The organism is Aquimarina spinulae (genome assembly GCF_943373825.1).
Lineage (GTDB): Bacteria > Bacteroidota > Bacteroidia > Flavobacteriales > Flavobacteriaceae > Aquimarina > Aquimarina spinulae.
The window spans coordinates 90,193-116,316 of sequence record NZ_CALSBP010000003.1 but is presented as its reverse complement, the minus strand read 5'-3'; the positions used below and the strand labels follow the sequence as shown (position 1 = coordinate 116,316).

21 protein-coding genes are annotated in these 26,124 nt (G+C 31.9%); 4 read left to right on the top strand and 17 right to left on the bottom strand.

From position 1 onward, the window contains the following. Positions 1 to 23 precede the first annotated feature (23 nt). Positions 24 to 881 (bottom strand): ATP phosphoribosyltransferase, encoded by an 858-nt coding sequence (gene hisG, locus NNH57_RS23235; protein WP_074406368.1) that lies wholly within the window; start codon positions 879 to 881, stop codon positions 24 to 26. 345 nt (positions 882 to 1,226) lie between these two features. Between hisG and NNH57_RS23230 the strand changes: the two genes are divergently transcribed. Together NNH57_RS23230 and NNH57_RS23225 are read left to right on the top strand one after the other, a co-directional pair. Then, entirely contained in the window at positions 1,227 to 2,150 is a 924-nt protein-coding gene (locus NNH57_RS23230) for an OmpA family protein (RefSeq protein ID WP_074406369.1), read from the top strand. A 13-nt stretch (positions 2,151 to 2,163) separates the two neighbouring features. Beyond that, a complete protein-coding gene (locus NNH57_RS23225; protein WP_108808901.1) occupies positions 2,164 to 2,673 on the top strand; it encodes a hypothetical protein in 510 nt (169 codons plus the stop codon). A 145-nt stretch (positions 2,674 to 2,818) separates the two neighbouring features. On the opposite strand, the gene NNH57_RS23220 is transcribed toward NNH57_RS23225, so the two are convergent. The 13 genes from NNH57_RS23220 to NNH57_RS23160 form a co-directional block, all read right to left on the bottom strand. Next, complete coding sequence (locus NNH57_RS23220; RefSeq protein WP_108808900.1) at positions 2,819 to 6,559, bottom strand: fibronectin type III domain-containing protein; 3,741 nt, start codon at positions 6,557 to 6,559, stop codon at positions 2,819 to 2,821. Positions 6,560 to 6,680: 121 nt separating this feature from the next. After that, entirely contained in the window at positions 6,681 to 7,595 is a 915-nt protein-coding gene (locus tag NNH57_RS23215; protein WP_199915441.1) for a GNAT family N-acetyltransferase, read from the bottom strand. Positions 7,596 to 7,617: 22 nt separating this feature from the next. Then, positions 7,618 to 8,757, bottom strand: a complete 1,140-nt coding sequence (locus NNH57_RS23210) for a diaminopropionate ammonia-lyase (RefSeq protein WP_108808899.1) — start codon at positions 8,755 to 8,757, stop codon at positions 7,618 to 7,620. Between the two features lie 155 nt (positions 8,758 to 8,912). Next, positions 8,913 to 9,728: a prohibitin family protein gene (locus NNH57_RS23205; RefSeq protein WP_074406374.1), complete on the bottom strand. Its 816-nt coding sequence runs from the start codon at positions 9,726 to 9,728 to the stop codon at positions 8,913 to 8,915. A gap of 21 nt (positions 9,729 to 9,749) precedes the next feature. Next, complete coding sequence (locus NNH57_RS23200) at positions 9,750 to 11,780, bottom strand: hypothetical protein (RefSeq protein ID WP_074406375.1); 2,031 nt, start codon at positions 11,778 to 11,780, stop codon at positions 9,750 to 9,752. Positions 11,781 to 11,944: 164 nt separating this feature from the next. Beyond that, entirely contained in the window at positions 11,945 to 12,691 is a 747-nt protein-coding gene (gene fabG / locus NNH57_RS23195) for a 3-oxoacyl-[acyl-carrier-protein] reductase (protein WP_025663711.1), read from the bottom strand. A gap of 142 nt (positions 12,692 to 12,833) precedes the next feature. Then, positions 12,834 to 15,815: a M16 family metallopeptidase gene (locus NNH57_RS23190; protein WP_108808898.1), complete on the bottom strand. Its 2,982-nt coding sequence runs from the start codon at positions 15,813 to 15,815 to the stop codon at positions 12,834 to 12,836. 428 nt (positions 15,816 to 16,243) lie between these two features. Beyond that, entirely contained in the window at positions 16,244 to 16,840 is a 597-nt protein-coding gene (locus tag NNH57_RS23185; RefSeq protein WP_132066179.1) for a hypothetical protein, read from the bottom strand. 165 nt (positions 16,841 to 17,005) lie between these two features. Then, positions 17,006 to 17,791: a hypothetical protein gene (locus NNH57_RS23180; protein WP_074406378.1), complete on the bottom strand. Its 786-nt coding sequence runs from the start codon at positions 17,789 to 17,791 to the stop codon at positions 17,006 to 17,008. Between the two features lie 103 nt (positions 17,792 to 17,894). After that, the gene (locus NNH57_RS23175) at positions 17,895 to 18,719 is read right to left on the bottom strand and encodes a hypothetical protein (RefSeq protein ID WP_082994751.1); all 825 of its coding nucleotides are present in this window, start codon (positions 18,717 to 18,719) and stop codon (positions 17,895 to 17,897) included. 57 nt (positions 18,720 to 18,776) lie between these two features. Further along, positions 18,777 to 18,974, bottom strand: coding sequence for a hypothetical protein (locus tag NNH57_RS23170; RefSeq protein WP_074406379.1), 198 nt, complete (start codon positions 18,972 to 18,974; stop codon positions 18,777 to 18,779). A 169-nt stretch (positions 18,975 to 19,143) separates the two neighbouring features. Beyond that, entirely contained in the window at positions 19,144 to 21,885 is a 2,742-nt protein-coding gene (locus NNH57_RS23165) for a CHAT domain-containing protein (protein WP_108808896.1), read from the bottom strand. A gap of 2 nt (positions 21,886 to 21,887) precedes the next feature. After that, on the bottom strand, positions 21,888 to 22,280 hold the full coding sequence (locus tag NNH57_RS23160) for a hypothetical protein (protein ID WP_108808895.1): 393 nt from the start codon (positions 22,278 to 22,280) through the stop codon (positions 21,888 to 21,890). 116 nt (positions 22,281 to 22,396) lie between these two features. On the opposite strand from NNH57_RS23160, the gene NNH57_RS23155 reads away from it, so the two are divergent. Both NNH57_RS23155 and NNH57_RS23150 read left to right on the top strand, forming a co-directional pair. Further along, a complete protein-coding gene (locus NNH57_RS23155; RefSeq protein WP_108808894.1) occupies positions 22,397 to 22,960 on the top strand; it encodes an RNA polymerase sigma factor in 564 nt (187 codons plus the stop codon). Next, a complete protein-coding gene (locus NNH57_RS23150) occupies positions 22,957 to 23,754 on the top strand; it encodes a hypothetical protein (RefSeq protein WP_108808893.1) in 798 nt (265 codons plus the stop codon). The genes NNH57_RS23155 and NNH57_RS23150 overlap by 4 nt, the downstream gene beginning before the upstream one ends. Before the next feature lie 83 nt (positions 23,755 to 23,837). Here NNH57_RS23150 and sucD read toward each other — a convergent pair whose 3' ends face one another. The 3 genes from sucD to lpxD form a co-directional block, all read right to left on the bottom strand. Further along, the gene (gene sucD, locus NNH57_RS23145) at positions 23,838 to 24,710 is read right to left on the bottom strand and encodes a succinate--CoA ligase subunit alpha (RefSeq protein WP_025663703.1); all 873 of its coding nucleotides are present in this window, start codon (positions 24,708 to 24,710) and stop codon (positions 23,838 to 23,840) included. 74 nt (positions 24,711 to 24,784) lie between these two features. Continuing rightward, positions 24,785 to 25,192: a nuclear transport factor 2 family protein gene (locus tag NNH57_RS23140; RefSeq protein WP_074406384.1), complete on the bottom strand. Its 408-nt coding sequence runs from the start codon at positions 25,190 to 25,192 to the stop codon at positions 24,785 to 24,787. After that, positions 25,185 to 26,123, bottom strand: a complete 939-nt coding sequence (gene lpxD / locus NNH57_RS23135; RefSeq protein ID WP_074406385.1) for a UDP-3-O-(3-hydroxymyristoyl)glucosamine N-acyltransferase — start codon at positions 26,121 to 26,123, stop codon at positions 25,185 to 25,187. The genes NNH57_RS23140 and lpxD overlap by 8 nt, the downstream gene beginning before the upstream one ends. Position 26,124: the final 1 nt, after the last annotated feature.

Below are 26,124 nucleotides of genomic sequence, written 5' to 3'. Positions count from 1 at the left end.
GTAACAGAAACACATTAAATTATTTATAAAACCATCTTTTCTATTGGACAAACCAAAATTCCTTCTGCTCCTTCTGCTTTTAACTCATCAAGAATATCCCAAAATTTATTTTTCTCTACAACAGTATGAATAGAACTCCAGCCTTCTTCTGCAAGTGGCAATACTGTTGGGCTTCGCATACCTGGCAATATTTTAACAATATTTTCAATTTTATGGTTAGGAGCATTAAGCAGGACATATTTAGAATTTCTAGCTTTTAAAACTGCTTTGATTCTAAATTGTAATTTTTCAAGAAGTGTTTTATTATCGTCTGATATTTTTGGAGACACCGCAAGTACGGCTTCAGAAGCGAGCATTACTTCTACTTCTTTAAGATTATTTTTAAATAATGTACTACCACTGGATACAATATCACAAATTGCATCTGCCAAACCAATATTCGGTGCGATCTCTACCGATCCAGATATTTGGTGCAATTCTGCCGAGATTCCCTGTTTTTCTAGATATTCATTAACTGTGTTGGGGTATGAAGTAGCAATTCTTTTTCCGTCAAGATCTTTAATCGAATTGTACTCAAAATCTTTTGGGACTGCTAGAGAAACTTTACATTTTGAAAAATTAAGTCGTTCTGTAATCGAAATATCTTTCCCCTTTTCTATAAGTACATTCTCTCCTATAATAGCGATATCAACGATACCATCCCTAAGATATTGAGGTATATCTCCATTTCGTAAAAACATAACTTCCATAGGAAAATTACGGGTTTGGGCTTTTAGTTGATCTTTACCATTATCAATCGAAATACCGCAGTCTTTCAGTATTTTTACTGAATCCTCATTAAGGCGCCCGCTTTTTTGAATTGCAATTTTAATTTTTGACATTTTGTTGGTGTTGTGCTTGAGCAATTCAAAAACGAGTTTTGCAGAAACAAAAAACCCGTTTGAATTACTCAAACGGGTTTTCATATTATTGTGTTATACACATATCATACCTACCACGCCTGAGCGAAAATGTAAGAATGATGATGATGTACAAATATATTATTCATTGTTTTTTTCTAAATACCCTGCGAATTTATAAAAAATTATTTTTACTCAAACGCATTTCAGCTTATTTTTTTGCGATTCATCTTTTTTCTATGATTAAATCCTTAGAATTTAACGCCTGCAATAGGTTGATTATAAACATTTTTATAACTTTAAAAAACCAATACTAATCAACAACGCATGAAAAATTTCTCCTCTTTTCTTATTTTTTTACTTTTTGCCTGGCTGGCAATATGGTGGTATTACTCTTGTGATTGGTGTACAAAAAGCACTAATGAAAGTATACCTGTAGTAGAACAAAAACCTGATCCCGAATTAGAAGCATTAGCAAAAAAAGCATATGAAGATAGCATCGCAGCAGCAAATAGAAGTGTTGGATTATTTGCAAAAGGACCCCACGGGCAAGATGTATTTAGATATGTTGAAAATCTAAAGATTAACAATACCAATGGAGATGTATTTATCCCCAATTCTCTAAAAGGTTTTAGCCAACAAGTAACTGATTACTTAGGACAACACCAAGATCAGGAACTTATCATTTATGGTTATGAGAATTCTTCTGAAAATAGTGATAGCACACAATTAGGTAGTTCTAGAGCTAACTTTATTAAAGATATCTTGGTTACAGCAGGAATTAATGCAGATCGTATCGTAACCAAAACGCAATTAAATAATTACACCTACTCTGATAATGGGGAATATCCTGGTGGAATACTATTAAATTTCAGCACATTAAATGAAGCTAGATTAGCCGAAGTTGAAAAAAGTATAACTACTCGAACATTGCATTCTAATTTTGGTCAAAAAACATTTCAACCAGATGCCACTTTATCTAATTATGCATTAGAGCTTAAAAATTACATTAATAAATATCCTGATAAATCTGTTGTAATCACTGGACATACAGATGATGTTGGTGAGGAAGAAGCAAATCTCTGGTTTGGACAACAAAGAGCAAATAATGTAAGAGAATATCTTATTTCGCAAGGTATAGCTAAAGATAAGATTATAGCCTTATCTAAGGGAGAATCAAATCCTATCGTTCCGAATGATAGCGAGGAAAACAAAGCAAAAAACAGAAGAATAGAAATAACCGTAAACTAAAAATATTATAACTATGTTAGATTTTTTAAACGAAGCAAATTGGTGGTGCCTATTATTGCTATTATTCCTGGCATTTTTGTTAGGAAGGTTCCTATCAAAAAGAGCGCTCAAAAAAAAATATAAAAAAGCATTGGATGAGTGTGAAAGAGAAAATGCCATGCTTAAAAATGCAAATAACGAAAAGGCAAATTCGACATTTTCTAATCCCGAAAATGGAATTAAAGCAGTTAAGACGCGGGATCACGGAGGAGTAGCTGTTACAAATGGCGGAGAAATGCCTACATTAAATTTTGATAGTTTTGGTAAAGCAGATGCCTCTCAAAAGGATGATTTAAAGCTAATTAGTGGTATTGGTCCTTTTATTGAAGAAAAATTAAACAGTATTGGTATCTATACTTTTGATCAAATTAGTAAATTTACCACAGAAGATATTGATACCGTAACTACTCTTATTCAATTCTTTCCTGGCAGAATTGAAAGAGATAAATGGACAAAGCAAGCTAAGAAACTTAAAGATAAGTAGTAACCACTAACCATTTTACTATTTAGTAAGGCCTTCATAATTTATATTATGGAGGCTTTTTTACTTATAAATATAAACAGAAGTAAAAAAAAAGAAGACTGCCCTTTCAGACAGCCTTCTAAACAAATCACTGTTATAAAAATTATTATTTTTTCACGAATTGTTTAATCATTATATCATTTTCTGATTTTAATTTCAGTATGTATATTCCTTTATTTAAGTTTTGAACATCCACCTTATTATTATTTATAACTCCCTGAGCAACAATTTGTCCAGCAGCATTCATTATCATATAATTTATTTCTGATATATCTGTTGTAGCAACATACATATCATTTTCTACAGGATTAGGGTAAAAGCTAAGTGGCATCGGAGTTATAGGAGGCCCTGTAAGATCAGTACTCTGGGTCGAATTAGCAACAGCTGCAACAGCTGCAGGAACTCCACATGGCCCAAGATTAGTCCAGATAGTAGCAGCTCTCTCATATAAATTTCCTAAGTATGTTACTCTACTCCCTACCGGATATGCCTGACCATTAACATAGGCAGCCACTCCTGCACAAGGGTCAACTGGTGCTGGAGCTAATGTATTAACATTAACTGCATTACTAAATCCAGATTCGTTTCCTGCAGCATCCTTAGCTTTAATTCTAAATTGATAAGGAGTATTAGCAGTTAACGAATTAATATTAGTACTTGTTCCGGCTGTAGATCCGATTCTAGTATTTCCTTGATATACATCATATTCTGTAACGCCAACATTATCATTAGATGCAGTCCAGGATAATGTTAGTGTAGTTTCTGCAACATTAGATGCTACAAGATTCGTTGGTGCTGTAGGCGCTTGAGCATCTCCTGGAACTCCACATGCTCCAAGATTAATCCATGTTGCAGCAGTTCTCTCATACAAATCTCCCGAGAATGTCACCCTGCTTCCAACCGGATATGCCTGTCCATTAACATACGCAGCTACTCCTGCACAAGGGTCAACTGGTGCTGGGGCTAATGTTGTAACATCAAGCGTATTACTAAATCCAGATTCGTTTCCAACGGCATCCTTAGCTCTGATTCTAAATTGATAAGAAGTATTAGCTGTTAACGAATTAATATTAGTACTTGTTCCTGCTGTAGATCCTATTCTAACATTTCCTTGATATACATCATATTCTGTAACGCCGACATTATCATTAGAAGCAGTCCAGGATAATGTTAACGTAGTCTCAGCAACATTAGATGAGATAAGGTTTGTTGGCGCTGTTGGCGCTTCATTATCTTGCACTCCATTAGCAGTAAATGAACCTGTAAAAATACCTCGCCCATAAGTAGAAGCTATAATCGTATTATTATTTTGATCTCCATTTATTTCCCAATAATCAAAAGAGGTTACACTAGCATCACTCATACCATTTTGTGATCTAACCCAATTTGGATTTGCTGTATCAAAATTAGTAGTAACCCATACTCCTAGTTGTGTTGCTACAATAACTTCTGTTCTATCTAATGGGTTTTGTAAAATATCTCTAACCGGGATATCAGGAAGATCTCCTTCTTTATTTGACCAATTAACTCCTGCATCAGAAGAGTACCATACACTAGTAACACCATAGTTATGAATCGTAACCATGATATCATTTGCTGTTGCTCCTAATCTAACAGAGGAAACAGATCCAACAAAAGGCGTATTTATTTCCGCCCAATTAGCTGCTCCAAAACCTACATTTGTTAATCTTAATAAACCACCAGAGGCAGTTCCTACATACCAGGTATTGTTAGCAAAAGGAGAAGCGATAAAAGCCGTAGGCTTGCTTGTTAGTAATGCATTTGTAATATCATCATTTCTATTTCCGGCAACATCAATAGTTTTTATAAAATAGTTCCAAGTCTCTGTAGCTGCATCATAAGAAGAGGCATTCGATAATAAGTAATTAGCATTACTATCATATCCCATTTGGTTTACAAAATCTCCGGTAGAGTCTTCATTTACAAGAGTAGTTGCTCCTCCTTGTATTCTACTACGTCCATCCCATGGTAAATTAAATCTATGAATTACATTATGTACATACGTAGCAATCATATATTCACCATCTTTATCTATAAAAGTGTAGAAACCATCTCCTCCTGTTAATTGTTCGGATCCATTTATTCCTGCTACTATATTTCTAAATGCCTGAGATCCATTATCCTGAGCTCCTGCAGAAAAGATACCTGCTACATCGCCAGCTCCATTAGGACCTATACCTGCCTTTACATATTGGGTTACATTATAATTATTATTTCTTGCTCCAAATACATTATTATTTGCAGCCGTAGACAAGCTATTTGCATAAAATACCCCTCCATCATTACCAAAAATTGCCTGATTTGAGTTTCCTGGTCTAAATGTCATAGCATGCTGATCTGCATGAACAATTGAAGCTCCTAATCCAGCTAAATTATTATTGTTAGACCATTTTGAAATTTGGCTCCATGCATCACCACTATTTGCAGATCTAAAAAGATCAATTCCTCCAACATATAGTATATTATCATTATTGGGGTCTGACTCTATCATTAAATCATAAAACGCCTGTCCTCTGGTAAAATCTTTTGCAGGAATACCATTGTCTACATCATTTGGTAATGTTGTAGCAGTCGGAGCTGTTGCAAAACCATCCAAACTACGATAAACATGAACTGGATCTATTACATCATTATTAGCATCTCTGGCAACACCTTGGGTTAATGCATATATTTTATTAGCATTGGTTGCAGAAGTTTCTAACTCTACTCTATTAGAATCATTAAGTGGGGAAGCTGCTGCTTCTGTCCAGGTTGCACCATCATTAGAGCTAAATACACGTCCTCCTCCATTTCCTAACGGTGAATTAATAGTACCAACCCATAATCTATTATCGGCTCCTATTTCAAAATCATTAGGTATATAGTAATAATTTACATTATTATTTTGGTATTGCATATTAGCCGATTCTATTCTATTCCAGTTCGCTCCACCATCTATTGATCGGTAAATTCCTGCAGACTGGATTCCTAACCAGTTTGTTGGTCCAGAAGAGTCTCCATATCTATGTGCTCCTACTCCAACGAATAATTCAGTACGATTTTGTGCTGTATTATTCCATGCTACAATATCATTTACATAATAAATCCCTGAAAGGAAAAGGTTTGTAGCGCTAAAATTAATATTTCCGCCTCCAGCAGCAGGAATATTGACAGCTTGCCAGGTATTACCACCATCTGTAGAGCGGTATACTCCATTACCTACCACTGCACCAAAGGTATATTGTTCTCCTGTACCTACATACCATGTATTTGAGTTTCTAGGATCTACAGTTATTGAGGTTACCGAAAGATTTCCGGGAACATTCTGCACTCGACTCCATTGTGAAGCGGCAGATGTAATATCGTTATTAACCCATAATCCACCACTTACACCACCGGCATAAACTCTTCTATTGTTGGCATCATTGGGGTCAAATAAAATAGCTCTGGTACGTCCTCCAATATCATTAGGACCTCTTTCTATCCAAGGGTTATCTTGAGCATCTCCCGGAGCTCTTTTTGCTGTATTTGCTAATTGTTTTTGAACTGCATAGATCTTCTCTGGTTCTGTTTTACCAGTTGTAGGATTCATAGTTAATTCCCACATTTGCTCAAAATATCTATTTGGCGGAAGTCCTTTGGCTTTTCGCTCAGACTTTGTAAGTCTTAAAGTCTCTTTGTAAGGGCTGTTTTTTAAATAGGTACTGTGTTGTTCTCGTAGATTATCGATTTCAGTTTCGTTCGTACTTTGTTCTAAATTGTCTTTCTTTATAGAAATAATTACGATTACTGATAGGGCGACTAATCCCAAGCCCAGTAGAACCGGGCGGATCATTCTTTTTTTCATATAAGCATTAGTTGAGTTTAAGGTTTAAAAGTAATATAATTACGGTAAAAAACCAAATTTAACACAATAGAAGTTAAATTTAACATAATTTAACTTTCTCACATCTAATACTAACTATACTCTATTTTTCATCACTCCAAGCAACAGAAGACATTTTCCAATCAAGACCTACTTTGATAAACTGAATAGTTTTCATTCCCCGAGACTCAAAATACACTCCGTTTAATTTACCCGATTTTTCATAAAAACTAAATCGTTGTGCTACATTACCGTATATTTCTGTTTTATGTAAAATTTCGCTTTCTCTAAAATCTGTAAGTGTCCCATCGCTTAGCATTTTTTTTCTTGGAGTTATAAACTCATTAAGATCATAGATTTCTGGAACACCATGGGTATTACTTATTATGATGCCATTAGAAATAAAGATATTCTCAATTTCTTCAATATTAGGGGTCTTCCCCTCTGCATTGGTAAACAGGCTAAAAAATCTCGTTGTTAGTTTGTTTAGTTCTTTTTCTTCCTTAGTATCTGTAGGGGTAGAAAAAAATAGGACTGTATCCTTTTCTGATAATTCTATCGTTTTCACAAAACGTAATCCTATTTTGTTTAACAACTTAATTGAAGCAATGTTATTAGGGTTTGTTATGCCAACAATTTTATCGAGATGTAAGGTATTTTTAGCATAGTTCATTGTTGCATTGGCTACTTCATACCCATACCCCAATCCTAAATGTTCTGGAAGCATTGCAAATCCGATATCAATATCTTCTAATGTATCTCTATTTACTAATCCACACATTCCTATAGAAGTACCGGTTTCTTTTAATACAATTACCCATAAACCGAACCCATTTTCTTTATAACTTTGTATTAGATTATTTTCTAAAAATCCCTTTGCTTCAGCTTGTGTTCTAACATTTCTATCTCCTATAAATTCTAACCACTTTGGAGAGTTAACCAATTCTAAAACAAAATCAGAGTCTTCTAGGCTAAATTCACGAAGAGATAATCTTTCGGTTTCTAATATTTTTCTCATTTGTATTCTAATGTTCTATTCATTATTCCTCACTTATAATACTATCAAACATATTAATATCTGTTGCACCTTCGGTACTTATAAAAAGAATATTAGTGGTTTCATTTATACGTAACGTTTCTTTTATCGGTTTACATTCTTGTTCTTTCATGATCGCAATAAAACCTGCTAAACCGCTAGCGCCAGATTCTCCAGAAATTATTTTTGTATCCGAACCACTAGAGAAATAAAGTTCCCGAATTGCTTCTCTGGAATATTTATCATTAATTTTGATTGAGACATCACTTCCATTTTTTATTAAATCCCATGCTCCTAGAGAAGGTGTTCCGCAATTAAGTCCCGCCATTATTGTTTCACTATTTCCTAACGAAGTCGTTATTTTTCCTTTTTTAAAAGAAGCAAGAATTGCATCTGCTTCTGTTGGTTCTACAATGATAATCTTAGGGCGGTTTGCTCCATACCTTTCTAAGTAATATCTAATTCCTGTTCCTGCAAAACTCCCTACACCAGCTTGTAGAAAAACAAGATCTATTTTTGGATTTGACGCAAGATGAAGGCTATCTTCCATTTCTTGAAAGAGTGTTAAATACCCTCCCATAATATATGCTGGAATTTCTTCATAATTCTCCCAGGCAGTATCCTGTACTAGCTCCCATCCATTTTTTTCACTTACTGCTTTAGCATAAGCACAGGTTTTATCATAATTACCATCTACTTGTTCAACTATAGCCCCTTCTTTTTCAATAGCTTTTATACGTTGATTTGTCGTTCCTTTCGGAACAAAAACTACTGCTTTTTTATGAAAAAAATTAGCCGACCATGCCACAGCTCTTCCGTGGTTACCATCTGTAGCGGTACAAAAAGTGTCTATCTGTGGTTTCTTTTTAAGGACCTGATGTATAGCATATGAAGCCCCTAACCCTTTAAATGCATTTAAACCAAAACGAAATGATTCATCTTTGATATAAATATTACCAACATTATATTTTTTGGAAAGGTTAGGTAAAGGAATCAAAGGTGTTGGTTTATATCCTGGTAAAGATGAATGAAATGCTTTCGTATCATCACATTCCTCCAGAATAGCAGTAGTTACATTATCTACAAATGTATTATCCGGATTATTTATGTAAAACGAAGAATCTTCCTTATTTTTTATCTCCATTTGAATGATTTTTTGTGTTTACGATCTTCATAGTATAGCATCTGCTATAATTCTTTATCGTTTATGATTACTAAGAGGTTTTACACGTATTTAAATTAATAAAAAACACAGGCACTCTAGAGTGCCTGTAAACCTAATCATACGATCTTGTTTTTCTATTGGTTACCAAGAATTATTGGCATTCCATCTTTTCCTGACCCTACAACTACTACCTTGGCATTAGGTGATTTGGCTAGTTGTAATGTAGCTTCTATTCCTTTTTCTTTAAGAATTTTATCTGTTAACGAAGCGCTTAAAATTTGATTAGCTACCGCTTTACCTTCTGCATCAATTTTTTGTCTTTCAGCTTCCTTTTTGGCTTTTTCTAATCTAAATTCATATTCTAACGATTCTTGCTCTTGTTTTAGCTTACGCTCGATTGCCTCTTTAATTGTTGGTGGTAATGTTACATCACGTACCAATACTTCATTAAGTTGGATGTATTGATTACTTACAATTTTCTTTGTCTCTTCAAAAATCTCTTTTTGAATCGCATCTCGTTTACTAGAATACAATTGCTCTGGAGTATACCTTCCTACTACACTACGGGCTGCAGATCGTATTGTCGGCAATAAAACTCTTGCCACATAATTTTCTCCTTTTTGTTGGTGTAATAACCCTAATTTTTCATAATCTGGTTGAAACCATGCAGAAGCATCTAATTTAATTTCTAACCCGTTAGAAGAAAGTACTTGCATTTTTTCAAAAACTTCTTGCTGTCGTACTTCATAAACGATTACTTTATTCCAGGGAGCAACTAAATGAAACCCTTCTCCCAGAGGTGGACTATCTGTAACCACACCTCCTCCAAATGTTTTATAAAGCACACCGGCTTCTCCAGAACCAATAGTTTCTGTTGATTTTGAAATAAAGACGATTACTAATACTAATAGAATTAGAATAGGCAATCCTATTTTTGGTAATTTTTCCATAATAATTTTGAGTTTTTAGTTTTAAATAAGTCCGTTATATTTTCGTGCAAACCATTCTATAGTAAGTAACAAAATAACTATTGCTAAAAGATATTTCCAGTCTATTAAAGATACTACATTTTCCTTATTTTTTTGTATCGTTTGATATCTTTGATCTGCTAGTAATTCTTTTATAAGTGTGTCTTTTTGATTTAAATAATATGACTTACCATTAGTATTAGTAGCTACTTGCTTCAGTTTTGTTACATCTGCGTTAAGAAATTGTTGTTCTACATCATATTCCAGAATTGCAAAACTTCCAGAACGTGCTATATTTTCACCTAATACTGTTACTGTATAGTCATAATTTCCCGCATCAAGATTACTCAAATCTACTTCATATGAATTATTTTTCAATAACATAGGTATAGTTTGAGTAGCTTCTGTTTCTTTATTTTTAATTGAAATTCTTAAATTTCCTCTCCTATCAAATTCGTAATTTTTTGTAAAATATTCTGCTTTAATAACAACACTGGCATTACCATAATAAAATGACTCTGAGATAGTATTTAACCTACTCTTTCTTTTATTTGAAGCCAGATACTGGATCAGTTTGCCAAAAAACTCATCAAAATCTTCAAATTTTTGAGTATCTAAATAACTTTGAGCTCTCCATCTCCATATTCCTTCTCCAAACAAAACGGCTTCTCTTATTCCTCCTTGTTCTATGGTTGCAAGTAACATTTCGTCTGTATCAATATTACTTATTGTTCTATATAATAAAGGGTCATGATTCGAATTCATTCTAATTTCTCCAAAAGTACCTATTAAAGGAGGGTAACCTTGAAAACCAATATCTTCTTGAAGAAATGCTCCATAATTATTGTTATACCTGGGAACATAATATTCATTCTGTCGTGTAATTTCCTGGGTATATTTATTTTGTATCCTATTAAGAAAAACCCAATCTGTTTTTGAGCCGGTAATCGTAAAATAATTTTTTTTCAGGGTATTTAATTTTTCATATACTGCCCTATATCTAGTATTGGGCTGATACAATATAACTAACTGATAATCATCTAATTCCTTATTCTCATTAGGTTTACTAATCGTTATACTTCGCCTTTCATTACTTTCGACACTTTTCTTTATAGCTCCAAGATCTGGATGTACTATATCACTAATCAACAACACATTGGTTTTTTGATCAATTACCTCGACAGCAAAAGTTTTCGAATTATTTATTGTGTTTTTTTCTATATCCAAAGGTATCAATGCCGCAACGTATTGATTTACACCTACCGTATTAGCCGGCAGGGTAAAATTAACTACTGTAGAGTTATTTGTTCCTGAGAAAGAAACGGGTTGAGAAAAAATTGTACTACTACCCGACCTTACCTGAAATGTAGTTGTAATCTCCTCATTGCCTGAATATGTAAGAATTACCTCTACAGGAAATTTATTTTTTAAATATGCATAACGGTTAACATTGAGTTGCTGTATTTTGGTATCCAGCACCTTAATTGTGTCTCCAGAAATAATCGGATACACAGCTTGCTTATACCCTATGCTACTAAATTGATAATCTTTACCATAAGTTTGATTTCCATCGGTGATCACAATTGTAGGAGCAATTGTATTTTTATGAATTTGCTCAAGTTCTTCTAACGCTTTTGATATATTAGTCTGCTTTTGATCAAAAGAAAAGCGTAGAGAATCATTTAATTTATCAGAAAATGAATAATAAGTAATATCAAATCTTTCATTGAGTTCTTCATTATCAGCAATTTGGTTTGCAAACTGAGTAATTTTCTGATCTTGTTTAAGATATTTTATTGAAGAAGAATTATCCACTGCAACTACCAAAGCAGGTTTCTCTACATAATACGTATTCTGTTTGAAAGTAGGATTAATTAACAGCAATAGTAGTGCAAAAACACTAAGGAAACGTAAAAAAGCAAAAAACAGGATGTTTTTTTTCCTGTTTTTTGTTTTATACCAATATTGAAACAATGCAACAATTAATGCTGTTATAAAAGCGGCTATGATCAATAAGATTGTTTCTGTTTGCATTCTATTAATTACGATATACGATGGTTGAGTTACGAATTACAATTTATTTTAGAGTGTTAAGTGCAACTCATTTCATACAAGTTGAAATTTAATGACTTTTAGCATCAAAAAATATTAAAATATTCAAAAAAATGATTCTTAAATCGTTAATCGTAATTCTAAAATCAAGTAAGCATTCCTCCATCCACATTAAGTACTTGCCCTGTAATATATGCACTTAAATCACTTGCCAGAAATAGGCATGTATTTGCAATATCTTCGGGACTACCACCTCGTTTTAGTGGAATTGCATTACGCCATCCTTCTACAACTTTCTCGTCAAGTTTTTCTGTCATTTCGGTTTCAATAAAACCAGGGGCAACTACATTACTTCTAATATTTCTAGAGCCAAGTTCTAGCGCAACAGATTTTGAAAAACCAATAATTCCTGCTTTTGAAGCTGCATAATTAGCTTGACCTGCATTACCTTTTACCCCAACAACCGAACTCATATTTATTATACTTCCTTTACGTTGCTTAAGCATAGTTCTTTGAACTGCTTTTGTCATATTAAATACGCTTTTCAGGTTTACCTCGATAACTTTATCAAAGTCTTCCTCACTCATACGCATTAAAAGGTTATCTTTAGTAATACCAGCATTATTCACTAAAATATCAATACTACCAAATGTTTCTAATACATCTGCAGCTAATTCCTGTGCCTGATCGTAACTTGCAGCATTACTTTGATATCCTTTAGCTTTTATTCCTAATCCGTTTAATTCTTTTTCTAATGTTTTAGCTGCTTCAACAGAAGAACTATAAGTGAAAGCAATATTTGCTCCTTGTTGCGCAAAAATTTCTGCTATTCCTTTGCCAATACCACGAGTAGCTCCAGTGATAATAGCTGTTTTACCTTGTAAAAGATTCATTCGTTATGTTCTAATTTTTGTGGTATCTAAACCATTTATAATTTGCAATGTGAATTCAAATATAAGAATTACAAACAGGTCAACAGCAATAAACCCTGTGATTTCTCACAGGGTTTATAAATTAATAATCGTTTATCTGATTTTACAGTTTTATATCTTCATTTTTCTTCTCATAATTGAAAAGATAATCAACATCCATTTCTTTAACTACACCTAATTTGGATAACGCATCCATATTTACATCTTTTTTATTACCAACTACAAGTACGTTATAGGTTTCTCCTTTTATATTTTCATTAAAGAAAGATTTAAGATCATCTAGAGTCATATCTTTAATAGTATTATACATCTCTTCTCGGTTATCATTATCGATTCCTCTTTTCTTTAATCCTTCATAAGTCCAGAAAATATTAGATTTGGTTATACGCTGAGCAGCAATTTTCTTTAATGTTGCTTCTTTTGCTGCGTTAAACTGTTCTTCTGCTTCTGGCATATTAGTCATTAAATCCATCATTGCATCTACTGCCTGAGGCATTTTATTTGCCTGGGTACCTATATATGCATATACATAATTAGAATCTCCTTTTTCTGATGCCGTTGAATATGCAGAAAATGCAGAGTATGCTAATGATTTTGACTCTCTAATTTCTTGAAACACTATAGACGATAACCCACTACCAAAGTATGTATTAAACAATCTTGAAGCTGCCATTTTACCAGAATCAAACTCTGATCCTTTTGCTAAAAATATCATTTCACTCTGTACCATATCATAATCAACAAAGTACACATTACCTCCGGTTTCTTTTTGAACGTATTTAACTTCTTCTGGGTAGTCTAACAATTCACCTTGAATCTTATGATTTTTGTTTATAGAGGCTATTGCTGCATCTACATCTTTACCATAATAAAATATACGTTGTTTGAAATTACGAAGCTCTTTAATTTTATCTACTAATTCCTGCGGATTAACAGCCTGTAACTCTCCTATTGTATAGATATTACGTAAAGGAGAATTATCACCATACATACCATAACTCATCAACCCATTCCACAAAATGTTTCCTTTTTGTGTTTTCGCATCCTGACGTCCTTTTGCGATCTGATCTACATATTTTGCATATGTTTCCTGGTTAGGAACTGCATTAGTCCATAAGTGCTCTAATAAAGCCAAGCCTGCATCAAGGTTTTCTTTTAATCCAGAAATACCAACATATGTTTTATCAGAACCTGCATTTACATAATAATCAATTCCTAGTTTATAGAACTCTTTCTTTAACTCTTCGGGAGAGTATTTATCTGTACCTAAATAATCTAGATATCCTGTTGCCAGAGAAACTTTACGATCATTATCTCTTCCCATATCAAAAATGATACTAAGATTAAATAAATCATTATTAGGATTATCAATATAAGACACTTTTAATTCGCTATTGGTTTTAGTTTCTTTAATTGCCGATTTATAATCAATATACTTAGGTGTTAAAGCAGGAGTTTCTTGCTGAGCAAATGCCTTGATAAATTCTGATTGTTTATCTCTATTTAACTCTACAGGTGTAATACCGGGATTTTCTACTTTGGTAATATTTTTATCTTCTCCTTTACGCTTATATATCACTACATAATTATCCTTGTAAAAAGAATTTGCAAAATCTACTAATTCTTGTTTAGAAACTTTTTTAAGTTCATTTAAGAATTCGACTTTATCTTTCCAATCCTCTCTATGAATAAATGCATTATAATATGCCGAAGCTAATGCAGTATTATTTTCATATTCTCTTGTTTGACTAAGTTTTAAATCATTAACTACGGCAGAGATCATCCAATCTTCAAACTCTCCTTTTTTTAACTTATCGATTTGAGAGAGCAATAAGTCTTTCACTTCATCCAGAGTCTGATCTGCTTTTGGTGATCCATAAAATTGGTGGTACCCATAATCATTTAAAAATGTAGGTGAACAACCTGCATTTTGAACTACTTGTTTCTGATTTAAGTTCAAATCAATTAGGCCCGCATTACCATTAGCAAGTAACATATCTGCTAATGTGAGTAGTTTTTCTTCTTTTGTACCTATTGCAGCAGAACGAAATGCCACAGAGACAGATTCTGCCGTAGGTCCAAATACTTCTTTAATCACCGGACTGGTTATTGGGTCTTCTTTAGGTAATACAGGGTGAACAACCTCTTTCTTCTCAAAACCACCAAAAGCTTTGTTTACTTTCTGTATAGTTTGATCAAAATCAATATCTCCAACCAATACCATAGCCATATTATTAGGAACATAATACTTGTCAAAATAATTATGTATCGCTACCATTGAAGGATTCTTAAGATGCTCAGAGGTTCCTATTGTTTTTTGTTGCCCATATGGATGATTGGGAAACAAACCTTCTAGCATCGCTGCGTATGATTTCCATCCATCATTATCCTGTCCTCTATTAAATTCTTCATAAACTGCTTCTAACTCTGTATGAAACAAACGTAATACCAACTGGCTAAATCGCTCACTTTCTACAGTAAGCCACTTATCTAATTCATTAGCTGGGATTTTGTTTTTGTATACGGTCTCTTCAAACCATGTATGTGCATTGGTTCCTTCTGCTCCTAAAGAACTAATCATTTTATCATATTCATTAGATATAGATATTTTTGAGGCTTCGAAAGAAACTTCATCAATCTTCTTGTATATCTCCTTCTTTTTATCTGCATCTGTTTCTGCCTTATGTTGTTCATATAAATCAGAAATCTGTTGTAGTAATACTTTTTCTTTTTCAAAATCCTGAGTACCTATCTCATCAGTACCTTTAAAAACCATATGCTCTAAATAATGAGCAAGCCCTGTAGCTTCTTTAGGGTCATAATTTGAACCAGCTCGTACGGCTATAAAAGTTTGAATTTTTGGTTCTTCTTCATTTTTAGCTAAATATACTTTTAAGCCATTCTCCAAGGTATATAGTCTTAACCCTGTTGGATCGTTAGTAACAGTTTCATAGTTGAAACCTGCTGTGTCGGTATGTTGTTCGACTTTAATTTCTTGCGAAACACTCGTTTCTGATGATGATTTTTTACAATTGCTAAGACAAATGACTGACAGCAATAACAAAACCGTTTTAATTAATTTCATATGTTATTTTAATTGTTTTATGGTGTTTTGTAACACACCAGAGTTGATTATATGAGTTAGTTTATAATTAATGTACTATAATACGTGTAGTTATTATCAATGTTACAAATATTAAGAATATTTTAACAGGAATAGAATTATATAAGAAGAGCAAATTATAGATAGTAAACTACCTTGATACAGGTATACCAAGTATTCTATAAAAGAAAGGTTTTTCACTAAAGATCTTAGGCACTACAACCACCTTTCTCCTCATAAGAGGCAATGCATTGTAAACTGGGTCGTAGGAGATTAAAAGAGAAGTTTTTCAAAAGACTTCTGTAATACCATTAGTTTACATTGTAGGATTTTAAAAAAAGGAAATACTGGTATTGAAGATATATGTAATGAAGGAAGAGAAAAATCGTTAAATACATTAAATAGATTTTTCACAATTCTTTTATTTTTAAATATTCAAGAAAAAAATCCGCTGGATAATATGATAAGTATTCTTCATTGGTTATTAACCTTTCATAACCTTTTAATTTTTTGCCTATAGGTTTTACTGTAAATTTTTTGTTGTTAGCAAATACTAAAGCATTATAAACAAATTCTGAGCAATACAACCCCAAATTGGTTTTAGGGTCAAAATCAAAATGAATCTTTTCTTTTTCAAGTTTTTTTATATACTCTTTCAATCTTTCATATTCTTCTTTGCTAATTGGCAATGACCAAATTCTATTATCTTCTTTATTTGGGGAAGACCAAAAAAGATCTAATTTTTCTTTTATTAATGAAGAACCAAAACTATTAATACTGTCATAACTAACATTATATACATATGCATCAATATCTTTGCTAAAAGTGATACCAATATGTGAAATATCGTTAGGAGTAGAATTGTATTTTAAAACTAAATTACCTTCTTTACTTTTTGAATTTCGTGATACTATATATAAATGTCCATCATAACTTATATTATCACAACTAAATAACATAAAAGTTAGTAAAAAGAATGCAGTTATTTTGGTTAAATAAATTTTCATAATTGTGTATAAAACGAATTCTAAATATTATATTCCAGTACTTAAATGTAATCTGTATTTTTAAATAGTGTGAGTGTGAGTTTGAATTATAAAACTAAAACAGCTTTCATAATTCACACTCACACTATTTAAAATTGGGTTATACTATTTATACAAACCAATCTCTTATTTATTGTCTGGATTTGTATAGGTGTAAGCTGTTGAGCTTGCAGTCACTCCTGTAGCTATGGTCCCCGCCATTGTACCACCAACATCTGCAGCAGCTACTATTAGCCATTGCCACCATTTTCTCTTCTTTGCAAGTGAATTATCAGCTACTCTTATAGAGCTATAATAATTATACCAATAGCATGTTGAGTATCTTGCCGTAGAAATAGCAGATAAAATTGTTTTTCTCTCCTCTCTAGTATAATCTTTATTTTGAAGAGCATTATTCTCGAATCTAATTAAATCCCCTTGAACTGTATCAAAATTAGGTTCTCTCTCTGAATATGCGTTATCAAACAGATAATCAATTAAAACTTTTAAATCATTTTTTGCACGTGATGACAATCTCAGGTCGTTTATAATGTTATGAAAATTATTTCCAAAATCATCAATTCCTCTCAATATATCTGATGGATCTACAGGGGCTTCCTCATCCTTAATACTTAAAAATCTTGGATTTTCATTTGCTAAACCTTCAACAATACTAACTATCTCATCTACCGACAATCTTTTTCCCGAATAATTAAGAACAAATTCATTTAATATTTCATTATGTATTTCACCTACATAATTGTAAGGGTTTTTCGAATCAGCTATTGTAGTACAATATTCAATAGCATTTTTAGAGCTATCAGAAATAGTTTTTAATTGATTTTCTTGTAAATCATTATTATTGTCTTCTGCACAAGAAAACAGTAAAAAACCTAAAAGTAACGTTATTATAATTTTTGATTTGTGTAACATATTTAATATAATTTTAATTGTATTAACACTATAAACATTTAAAGACACTTATAGTTTATGTCCATTCTTCGCGAAAGAATTTTTATTAATATTTTTATGCTTTCTAACCACAAGATGAAGATGCAGCAGTTAAACCACCACCTATTGCTCCAACTATACCTACTCCAACGCACCCTACAACAGCCCCGACTCCAGCTCCAACAGGAGTAGCTATTCCTGCACTAGGTATGCCAGCTATTGCAGCTCCTGCAGTTGCGCCAACAGCTCCACCAACAGCGCACCCAGCTACTCCACCTGTTAATGCTCCTCCTATTGTTGCCGCAACACATGACCCCCAACACGACCACCATCCATCGCAGTCTTTTTTATTTATAGAATTAAATTTTATTAAATTAGAATCTTTTAATGTTTCCATCCAGTCTGTAAATTCAACTAAAAAACTTATAGTGTCTACTAATAATTGTTTTTCTTCAACTGACATCTTTGAATTTATGACATCCCTTTGTAAAGAAGTTAAGCTATTTTTGTATTCTTCTTTAGTATCATAATTGTTAGTCTTTTGAAGACTATTAGATAGATAGATATACTCTTTTGAAAATACTGGGTGATTATTTTGATTTTGTTGAATTTTAACAATTCTTAATCCATTTTTTTTAGATTCTTCAATAAATAAACTTCCTAAATCCTCATCGCTTAGTTTTGGATTTGAAATAGATTTCTTTAAAAGAAAATCAAAAGAACCTATTAGTTTTCTGATATTTTCAGAATTATCCATTAACTCTTCTTGTTGAATTAGTTTTTGATCAATATTATTTAAACTCTCAACCGTTTGTTTATCAATATTATCTGTTGAGCAACCTATGGTGAAAAGAGATATACAAAATATCAAGATGAATTTTTGAAGTATATTAAAGTTTAATGTTTTCATTTTTTTATGATTTATATTAATAATAGTTAGAAAAAAAGTTTATAGTAGACTAATAACTTATAACGCACATAATTCGTCATTCTCTGAAATATCTGCACAATTACAACTTGTTGTATTCACAGACATCCCAAGAATATTTAGACATTGATCTTCAACTTCTGTAATCACTTTAATATTTAGTAATCTCCCTCCCGATACCTTTTTTTGCTCTTTTCTATTTAAGACCTTCCCTAGTCTTGAAATATTTTCTAACATGATTTATGTTTTAAAAATTAAAATTTACTATGATCATTTAAAGACACTCACAGCATATGTCCATTCTTCGCGAAAGAATTTTTTGATATAATTAGAAAAGAAAAAAAGATTCCCTATTAATAATTACGCTGTCCTGTGACCATAATAAGTATTTTGTTACCCAAAAAAATTATCTTTTTTTGATAAAAAACAGTAAAACACTGATTATCAATACTGAAAAAAGGAATAAAATAACCCCGTAGAAGAGATTATTGGATGGAAATAATTTGGTTTCTGAATCACCAATTAATACAAATGTTGCCCAATAATGAGGTGAGGCATCTGATAAAGAAGTCGAGTTTATATATTCAATTTTAGCATTATGCAAAGCTTTAGATTTAGTTTGCCCCTTATCTAAATTACTATAAAAGCTTTCCATTATCTGAGCTGTAGATTTATCATTAGCACTCCATAGAGATGAAATCACCGTATTAGTCCCTGCATAGAAAAACCCTCTCGCCAAACTCATAACACCCTCACCTTTGGCTATTTTCCCTAAAGACGTATTACAAGCACTTAATACCACTAATTCTGCTTGATTTCTGGACGTGTATAACTCATGATATTCTAAACTAGTATCATTAAATGCTATTTGAAGGTTATCCGAAAAATTAGCATGCGTAGCCAGATGGATTATTTTATGGTTCTCTATTTTGGATAAAAAATTTTGTTTAGATGCTTCCTTTTCTATATAACTACTTAAGGATATATAATCATCTATAGCATTAATTTCATTGATACTGTTGGTAATATCATCTAAATCGCTATGTGCAAAAGTTACTGGGGCAAAGGCTACTAAATTCATAGATGGCTTTCTCTTTACGGTAGCATTATGCTGTAAAAAAGACATAGAATACCCATAACTTATTTCGTTGTCTTCTATAAGATATCGATTTGAATTCTTATCTATTACTAAAGATTCAAAAGGAATATATTGTAGAGTACCATCAGGAATTATAATAAGGTGTTTTTGATTCAAAGACATTGAGATTTTACCTTTTGGAATCAATAAAGTATATAATTCGGAAGCTATTTCCTGAAATCTTAATCTATCTTCTTCTGTCTCAAAAGGTTTAGATAATTGATTTCTGTATGTTCTAATCAGTTTTTCTACAGCTTTTAATTCGCTTATTCTTATTATTTCTGTTTTGGTATTAGAAACCAAAACTGCATACAATTCACTAAAAGAATCATCATCATCATCAATATTACTAACATAAGATATGATAACACTGTCTTTATCTAAAGTTTCTTGAATTTTCTTTAAATCAATTATGCTAGTCGTTTCTTTCTCTTTGTAATAATCTGGAAATACTATTTGTAAAGAGTCTTCTTGTTTCTGATATTGTTGTTTTAATTCGAAACGCTTATGCTCTAATTTCTTAATACTGTCTTTATTTTTCTGAGTAGAAATTAAATTTTCTAGATCTAGAATCTGCTTTTTAAGCTCATTTTCTAGTTCTAATACTTCACCTGGTAATTGCCATTTATCAGTATTCTTAAGGATATCTTCAGTTAAAAGTAATGCTTTCTTTTTTTCTGAAAAATAAAAGGCTTTTTCTTCTTTATCAAGAATTTCACAAATCAGTATTCCCTTTAGATAAATTTCTGAAGCTTTTTTTCGCCAGTTCAATCTTGATTTTTCTTCCTTGCTAACATCGAGTAAAACATCAACTAATTTATCTGCTGATAACAAATTAGAAAGTGCGAGTTCAATATGTTTACTATTATTTTCTTTCTCATATAGTTTTATAAGAATAGTTGCTTTCTGAATCAAAGCTAGTAAAATGTAGTACTGATTATCCGAAATTATTAAATCATTCAATCTAGGTAAAGTTGAGATATTCTGATCCAGATGAGTGCTCTCAATTAGAGACTTTTGAATATTATCAAGTGCATCTTGATACTCGCTATTTTCTATATAATAATTACTTAAATTATGATATACTATAGACTTCTCTTTTCTTCCTCGAGAATATTTCAATCCATTATTCAAAAAGAAGAGGACACTGTCTTTTCGTTCTTCATTTTTAGCATCCATATATAAATCCCCAAGATTGGTATACGATGTATATACAAAAGTAGAATCATTCTCTTGTATGGCTTTATTTAAATTTCGATAACTATAATATCTGGCTTTTTCAAAATTTAATCTTTCTTTAGTATTATAATAAATTCCATAGTAGTTATTCAAAGTACGATAGTCATGTACTGAATAATTCGGAATAAGAGAAAAAAGTTGATTGGCCTTATCCAGTATCTCCAACATTTTATCTAAACTGTGTTTAGTACCTATTTCAAATAAAACACGTGAATAATTTATATATTTTTTTATTAAAAGTTTCTTTTTATCAAATTTTTCTAAACCAGTAACCCCACGAGAATAGTAGTCCTTTGACTTAAAAAAATCCCCACGTTTATAATAATACTTTCCTAATTCACAAAACGCTTTGGCTGTACTATATTCATCGGTATTAATATCAACTACTTCTTGATAACAAGTTATAGATTTTTCAAAATTCTTTACAAAGGAATAAAAAAGCCCTAAATTATATAGAGCTTTTGCATACTTACTATTTCTTATATGTAACTTTCGATATACTGATATTTCGTATTCTACATATCTAATTCCTTTTATATACAAATCTTCTCGATAGAGTTTTCTGGAAAATTCATGAGCGATTTTAATACTATGCAAATACTGTTCTTTTTTCTCATAAAGATCTATAATACTATCAACTTCTTTTTCAATACTAGAAATAGTGATATCCTTACGATCCCATAAAGACTCGTAATATTCATATAAATCCTGAGCATTACCATTTATTGTTATACACAAGAAGCCTATCCAAAGAAATATATATGATTTCAATATTAATCTTCCTTATAGTCTTTACAGTTAGCATTCAAAGTCACTTTATCCATATCTTCTTTATCTGGATCATTAAGTGGTGCAGGTCGGTATGACGCATAAATTTCAGCATCTACTACCCAAACTTCAACATCGTCATTATCCTCTATTTCACATCCTTCCCAACTTAATAACAGACCGGTACCGATGTAATTGCCACGAATTTTTTCTTTATTATATTCCGAAGTTCCTTTTCTATATTCAATTAAAATTTCCATAGTTCTAACTGCACGTACCTGCTTAACGTCTGTTTCTTTAGTAACATTATAAGGTATATCGGTATCGTATGTACAACTTATTACAGACAAAAATGCACATATAATCAATACTATATTAAAAAAAAAACTTCTTTTCATCTCTATAATTTTATAAATTAATTTACTTTCACCTTATCAGTTACCAAAACATCAATTTTGTTACCCAAACGAAGATAAAAAAATTATTTTCGCATATAAAGATTCACTATTTTTTGATGACGGAAAAAACGCAACACCTTACCAGTTTACTTAATAATGACTCTAAAGGAATCATGAACATCTATAACCTGGTATTTCCTAGAGTTAGAAAATTTATTCTACAAAATAAAGGACAACAACAGGATGCCGAAGATATTTTTCAAAAGGCTTTGTTGCAGATTACCGTTCGATACCGTAAAGAAAGATTTGAAATCAAGAGTAGTTTTGAAGCCTATTTATTTACCTCTTGTAAAAATTTATGGCGTAGAGAATTAAAAATTTCAAAAAACAGGGTAACAAATAGTGAAATTATTGAACTAGTACCTGCCGAACGTAATCTCGCATTATCAATTCTAGAACAAAAAAGATGGGAATTATTCACCGAAAAATTGAATTTAATCTCAGATAATTGTAAAAAAATATTAACCCTGTTTTTTAATAATACTTCTTATGAAGATATTGTAAAAACAATGGGGTATAATTCTGAAACCGTTGCCAGACAGCGTGTTTTTAAATGTAAAGCAAAATTATCTGAAGTAATCAAAAACGATGAACGCTATAATTCTCTAAAAAAACTATGAGTATAGATGAACAAATATTAATTCAGGATTTTCTAAATAACAAACTTACAGAAAAAGAAAGAGATCTGGTTTTGTCAAGAATGGAAAGTGATAAAGATTTTCTTGAAAAAGTTAATTTTGAGAAACAACTCATTCTTAATTTGAATGATTCTGAATGGAGTATTAGTAGCAATACCAACTATTCTGAAATTGATGAGTATGAAGTATTATTTAGAAGTGAATCAACCCAAACACTAAAAGATACATTACATATAGTAAATTCTGAATATCAGCTACAACAAAAGAAAAGAAATCAATCTTGGCTTTTATACACAGGTATCGCAGTTATTTTGGTTATTATTGGTCTTACCCTTTTTTCTCCTTTTAAAACTTCTCCTAATAAACTATATGCATATTATTTAGATTTATCAGAACTACCTTCTTTAGTAGATCGGGGTAATAGTGAACAAAAATTACTAATCAAAGCGCAAAAATTATTTGAAGCTAAAGAATATGAGCAATCGTTGGATATTTTAGAAGAAGAACTTTCTAATGCTCAAGAGAATAGAGCAACCATATATCTTTATACTGGAATTTCTCAAATGGAACTAAGACAATTTGACAAGGCAGAAATTAGTTTTAATACACTAATAGAAAACAAGTTTATAGACAGTCCTAAAGGTAAATGGTATAAAGCTTTATTATTTCTTAAAAAGAATGACATATCAAAAGCAAAGAATATATTACTCCAAATTACAGAGTCTTCAAGTAATTATAAATTTAAAGAAGCATCAGAGCTTTTAAGTAAGCTATAAAAAAAACTTATAATGAAAATTCATTATAAGTTTTTTTATAAGCAATAAGTTAATCTCATTTTTTGAGATTAATCATATAATCTCTAACCGAGTACTTCGGCAACTTTTTTACCTATTTCTGCAGGAGAATCTACTACATGAATTCCGCATTCTCTCATAATTGCTTTTTTGGCAGCTGCAGTATCTTCACTACCTCCAACAATAGCTCCGGCATGTCCCATAGTACGTCCGGCAGGGGCTGTTTCACCAGCAATAAAACCTACAACAGGCTTAGAGGTTCCACTTTCTTTTATCCATTTTGCAGCATCTGCTTCTAATTGACCTCCAATTTCTCCAATCATAACCACACAATCTGTTTCCGAATCATTGATCAATAGTTCAACTGCTTCTTTTGTAGTGGTACCAATAATTGGGTCACCACCTATTCCTATAGCAGTAGTTATCCCGAGTCCTTGTTTTACAACTTGATCTGCTGCTTCATAGGTTAACGTACCTGATTTTGATACAATACCTACATTACCTTTTTTAAATACAAAACCTGGCATAATACCAACTTTTGCTTCTCCCGGAGTAATTACCCCTGGGCAATTTGGACCAATAAGTCTACATCCTTTATCGCTAATATAGTTTGAAGCGGTAATCATATCTGCAACGGGAATACCTTCTGTAATTGTAATAATTACTTTTATTCCTGCATCTGCAGCTTCCATAATTGCATCTGCGGCGAAAGCTGGTGGTACAAAAATAATTGTAGTATCTGCACCTACTTCTCTAACTGCATCTTCTACGGTATTAAAAACAGGTTTATCTAAATGAGTTTGCCCTCCTTTTCCGGGAGTTACTCCTCCTACAACATTTGTTCCGTACTCGATCATTTGACCTGCATGAAAAGTACCTTCACTACCTGTAAACCCTTGTACAATAATTTTTGAATCTTTATTAACTAAAACACTCATTGCGTTATGATTTTTTATTTTTTTAGAGCTCCAAAAGTAAGCTTTTGAAAATTATGGTTGAAATGAAAAACTAATTATTTTGAAATAAATGACATTATACTTTCTGGAGCATTATCTCCTTGCTGACTTATTTGGTATCCTCTATATAATTTATCATTCTTAAGTTCCCAAATTGTAATAAAATGAGCTATAGGCTCTTCTTTATCTGGTGCTTCGATAGTTTGAACAAAATATGTATATCGTATAGTCACTGTATTTCCTTCGGCTATTAGGTGACTAATTTCACATCTCAAAGTTTCAAAAGACGATGCCATTTCATTAAACATGGTCTTAATATCATTAAAATTTTTCTTGTTAAACCCAAAACTGCTATTCCAATATAATTCAATTTCGGGATGTAAATACTCAGAAAAGGCTTCAGTATTATGAATAAGATCTGTTTCATAAAAAGACCGTACTATATCCTTAACTGTTTTACTCATTTTTTTTCAATTTATCTATCAAATCAGGAATTTGTCGTATTGACGCAATCTCCTTATATTTTTTTCTAAATTCATCTGCAGGAGTACCAAAATAACTCTTATTAGCCTCTAATGACTTACTCACTCCTGATTGTGCAGAAATAATGGCTTTACTACCAATAGTAATAGCGCTGGTAATACCTACCTGCCCCCAGATCGTTACTTCATCTTCAATAACAACACAACCCGAAATTCCTACTTGAGAGGCAATCAAGCATTTTTTCCCTATTACAGTATCATGACCAACATGTACCTGGTTATCTATTTTGGTCCCTTCTTTTATAATAGTATCCCCGGTAACTCCCTTATCTATTGTACATGACGACCCTAAATCTACATCATCCTCTATCACTACACGTCCTCCAGAAATTAATTTATCAAATCCGTGAGGTCTTTTCTGATAATAGAAAGCATCGGTTCCTAAGATAGTACCTGCATGTATAGTAACATTATTACCAATACTAGTATTATCATAAATACTTACATTGGCATGAATAATACAATTATCACCAATACTCACATTATTTCCTACAAAACTACCGGGTTGTATAATTGTATTCTTACCAATTTTAGCGGTTTCTGAAATTAAGGAATCTGCTTTTTTGAAGGGTTTGAAATATGTTGTAAGTATGTTGAAGTCTCTAAAAGGATCATCAGAAATAAGGAGCGCCTTACCTTCTGGGCATTCTACTTCTTTATTAATCAAAATTACTGTTGCAGCACTTTGTAATGCTTTATCGTAATATTTTGGGTGATCAACAAAAACTATATCTCCTGGAGAAACTACATGAATTTCATTCATCCCTAAAATCGGGAAATTAGAGTCCCCTACATACTCTGACGATATAATAGTAGCTATTTGTTGTAAGGTATGCGTTTGTGGAAATTTCATT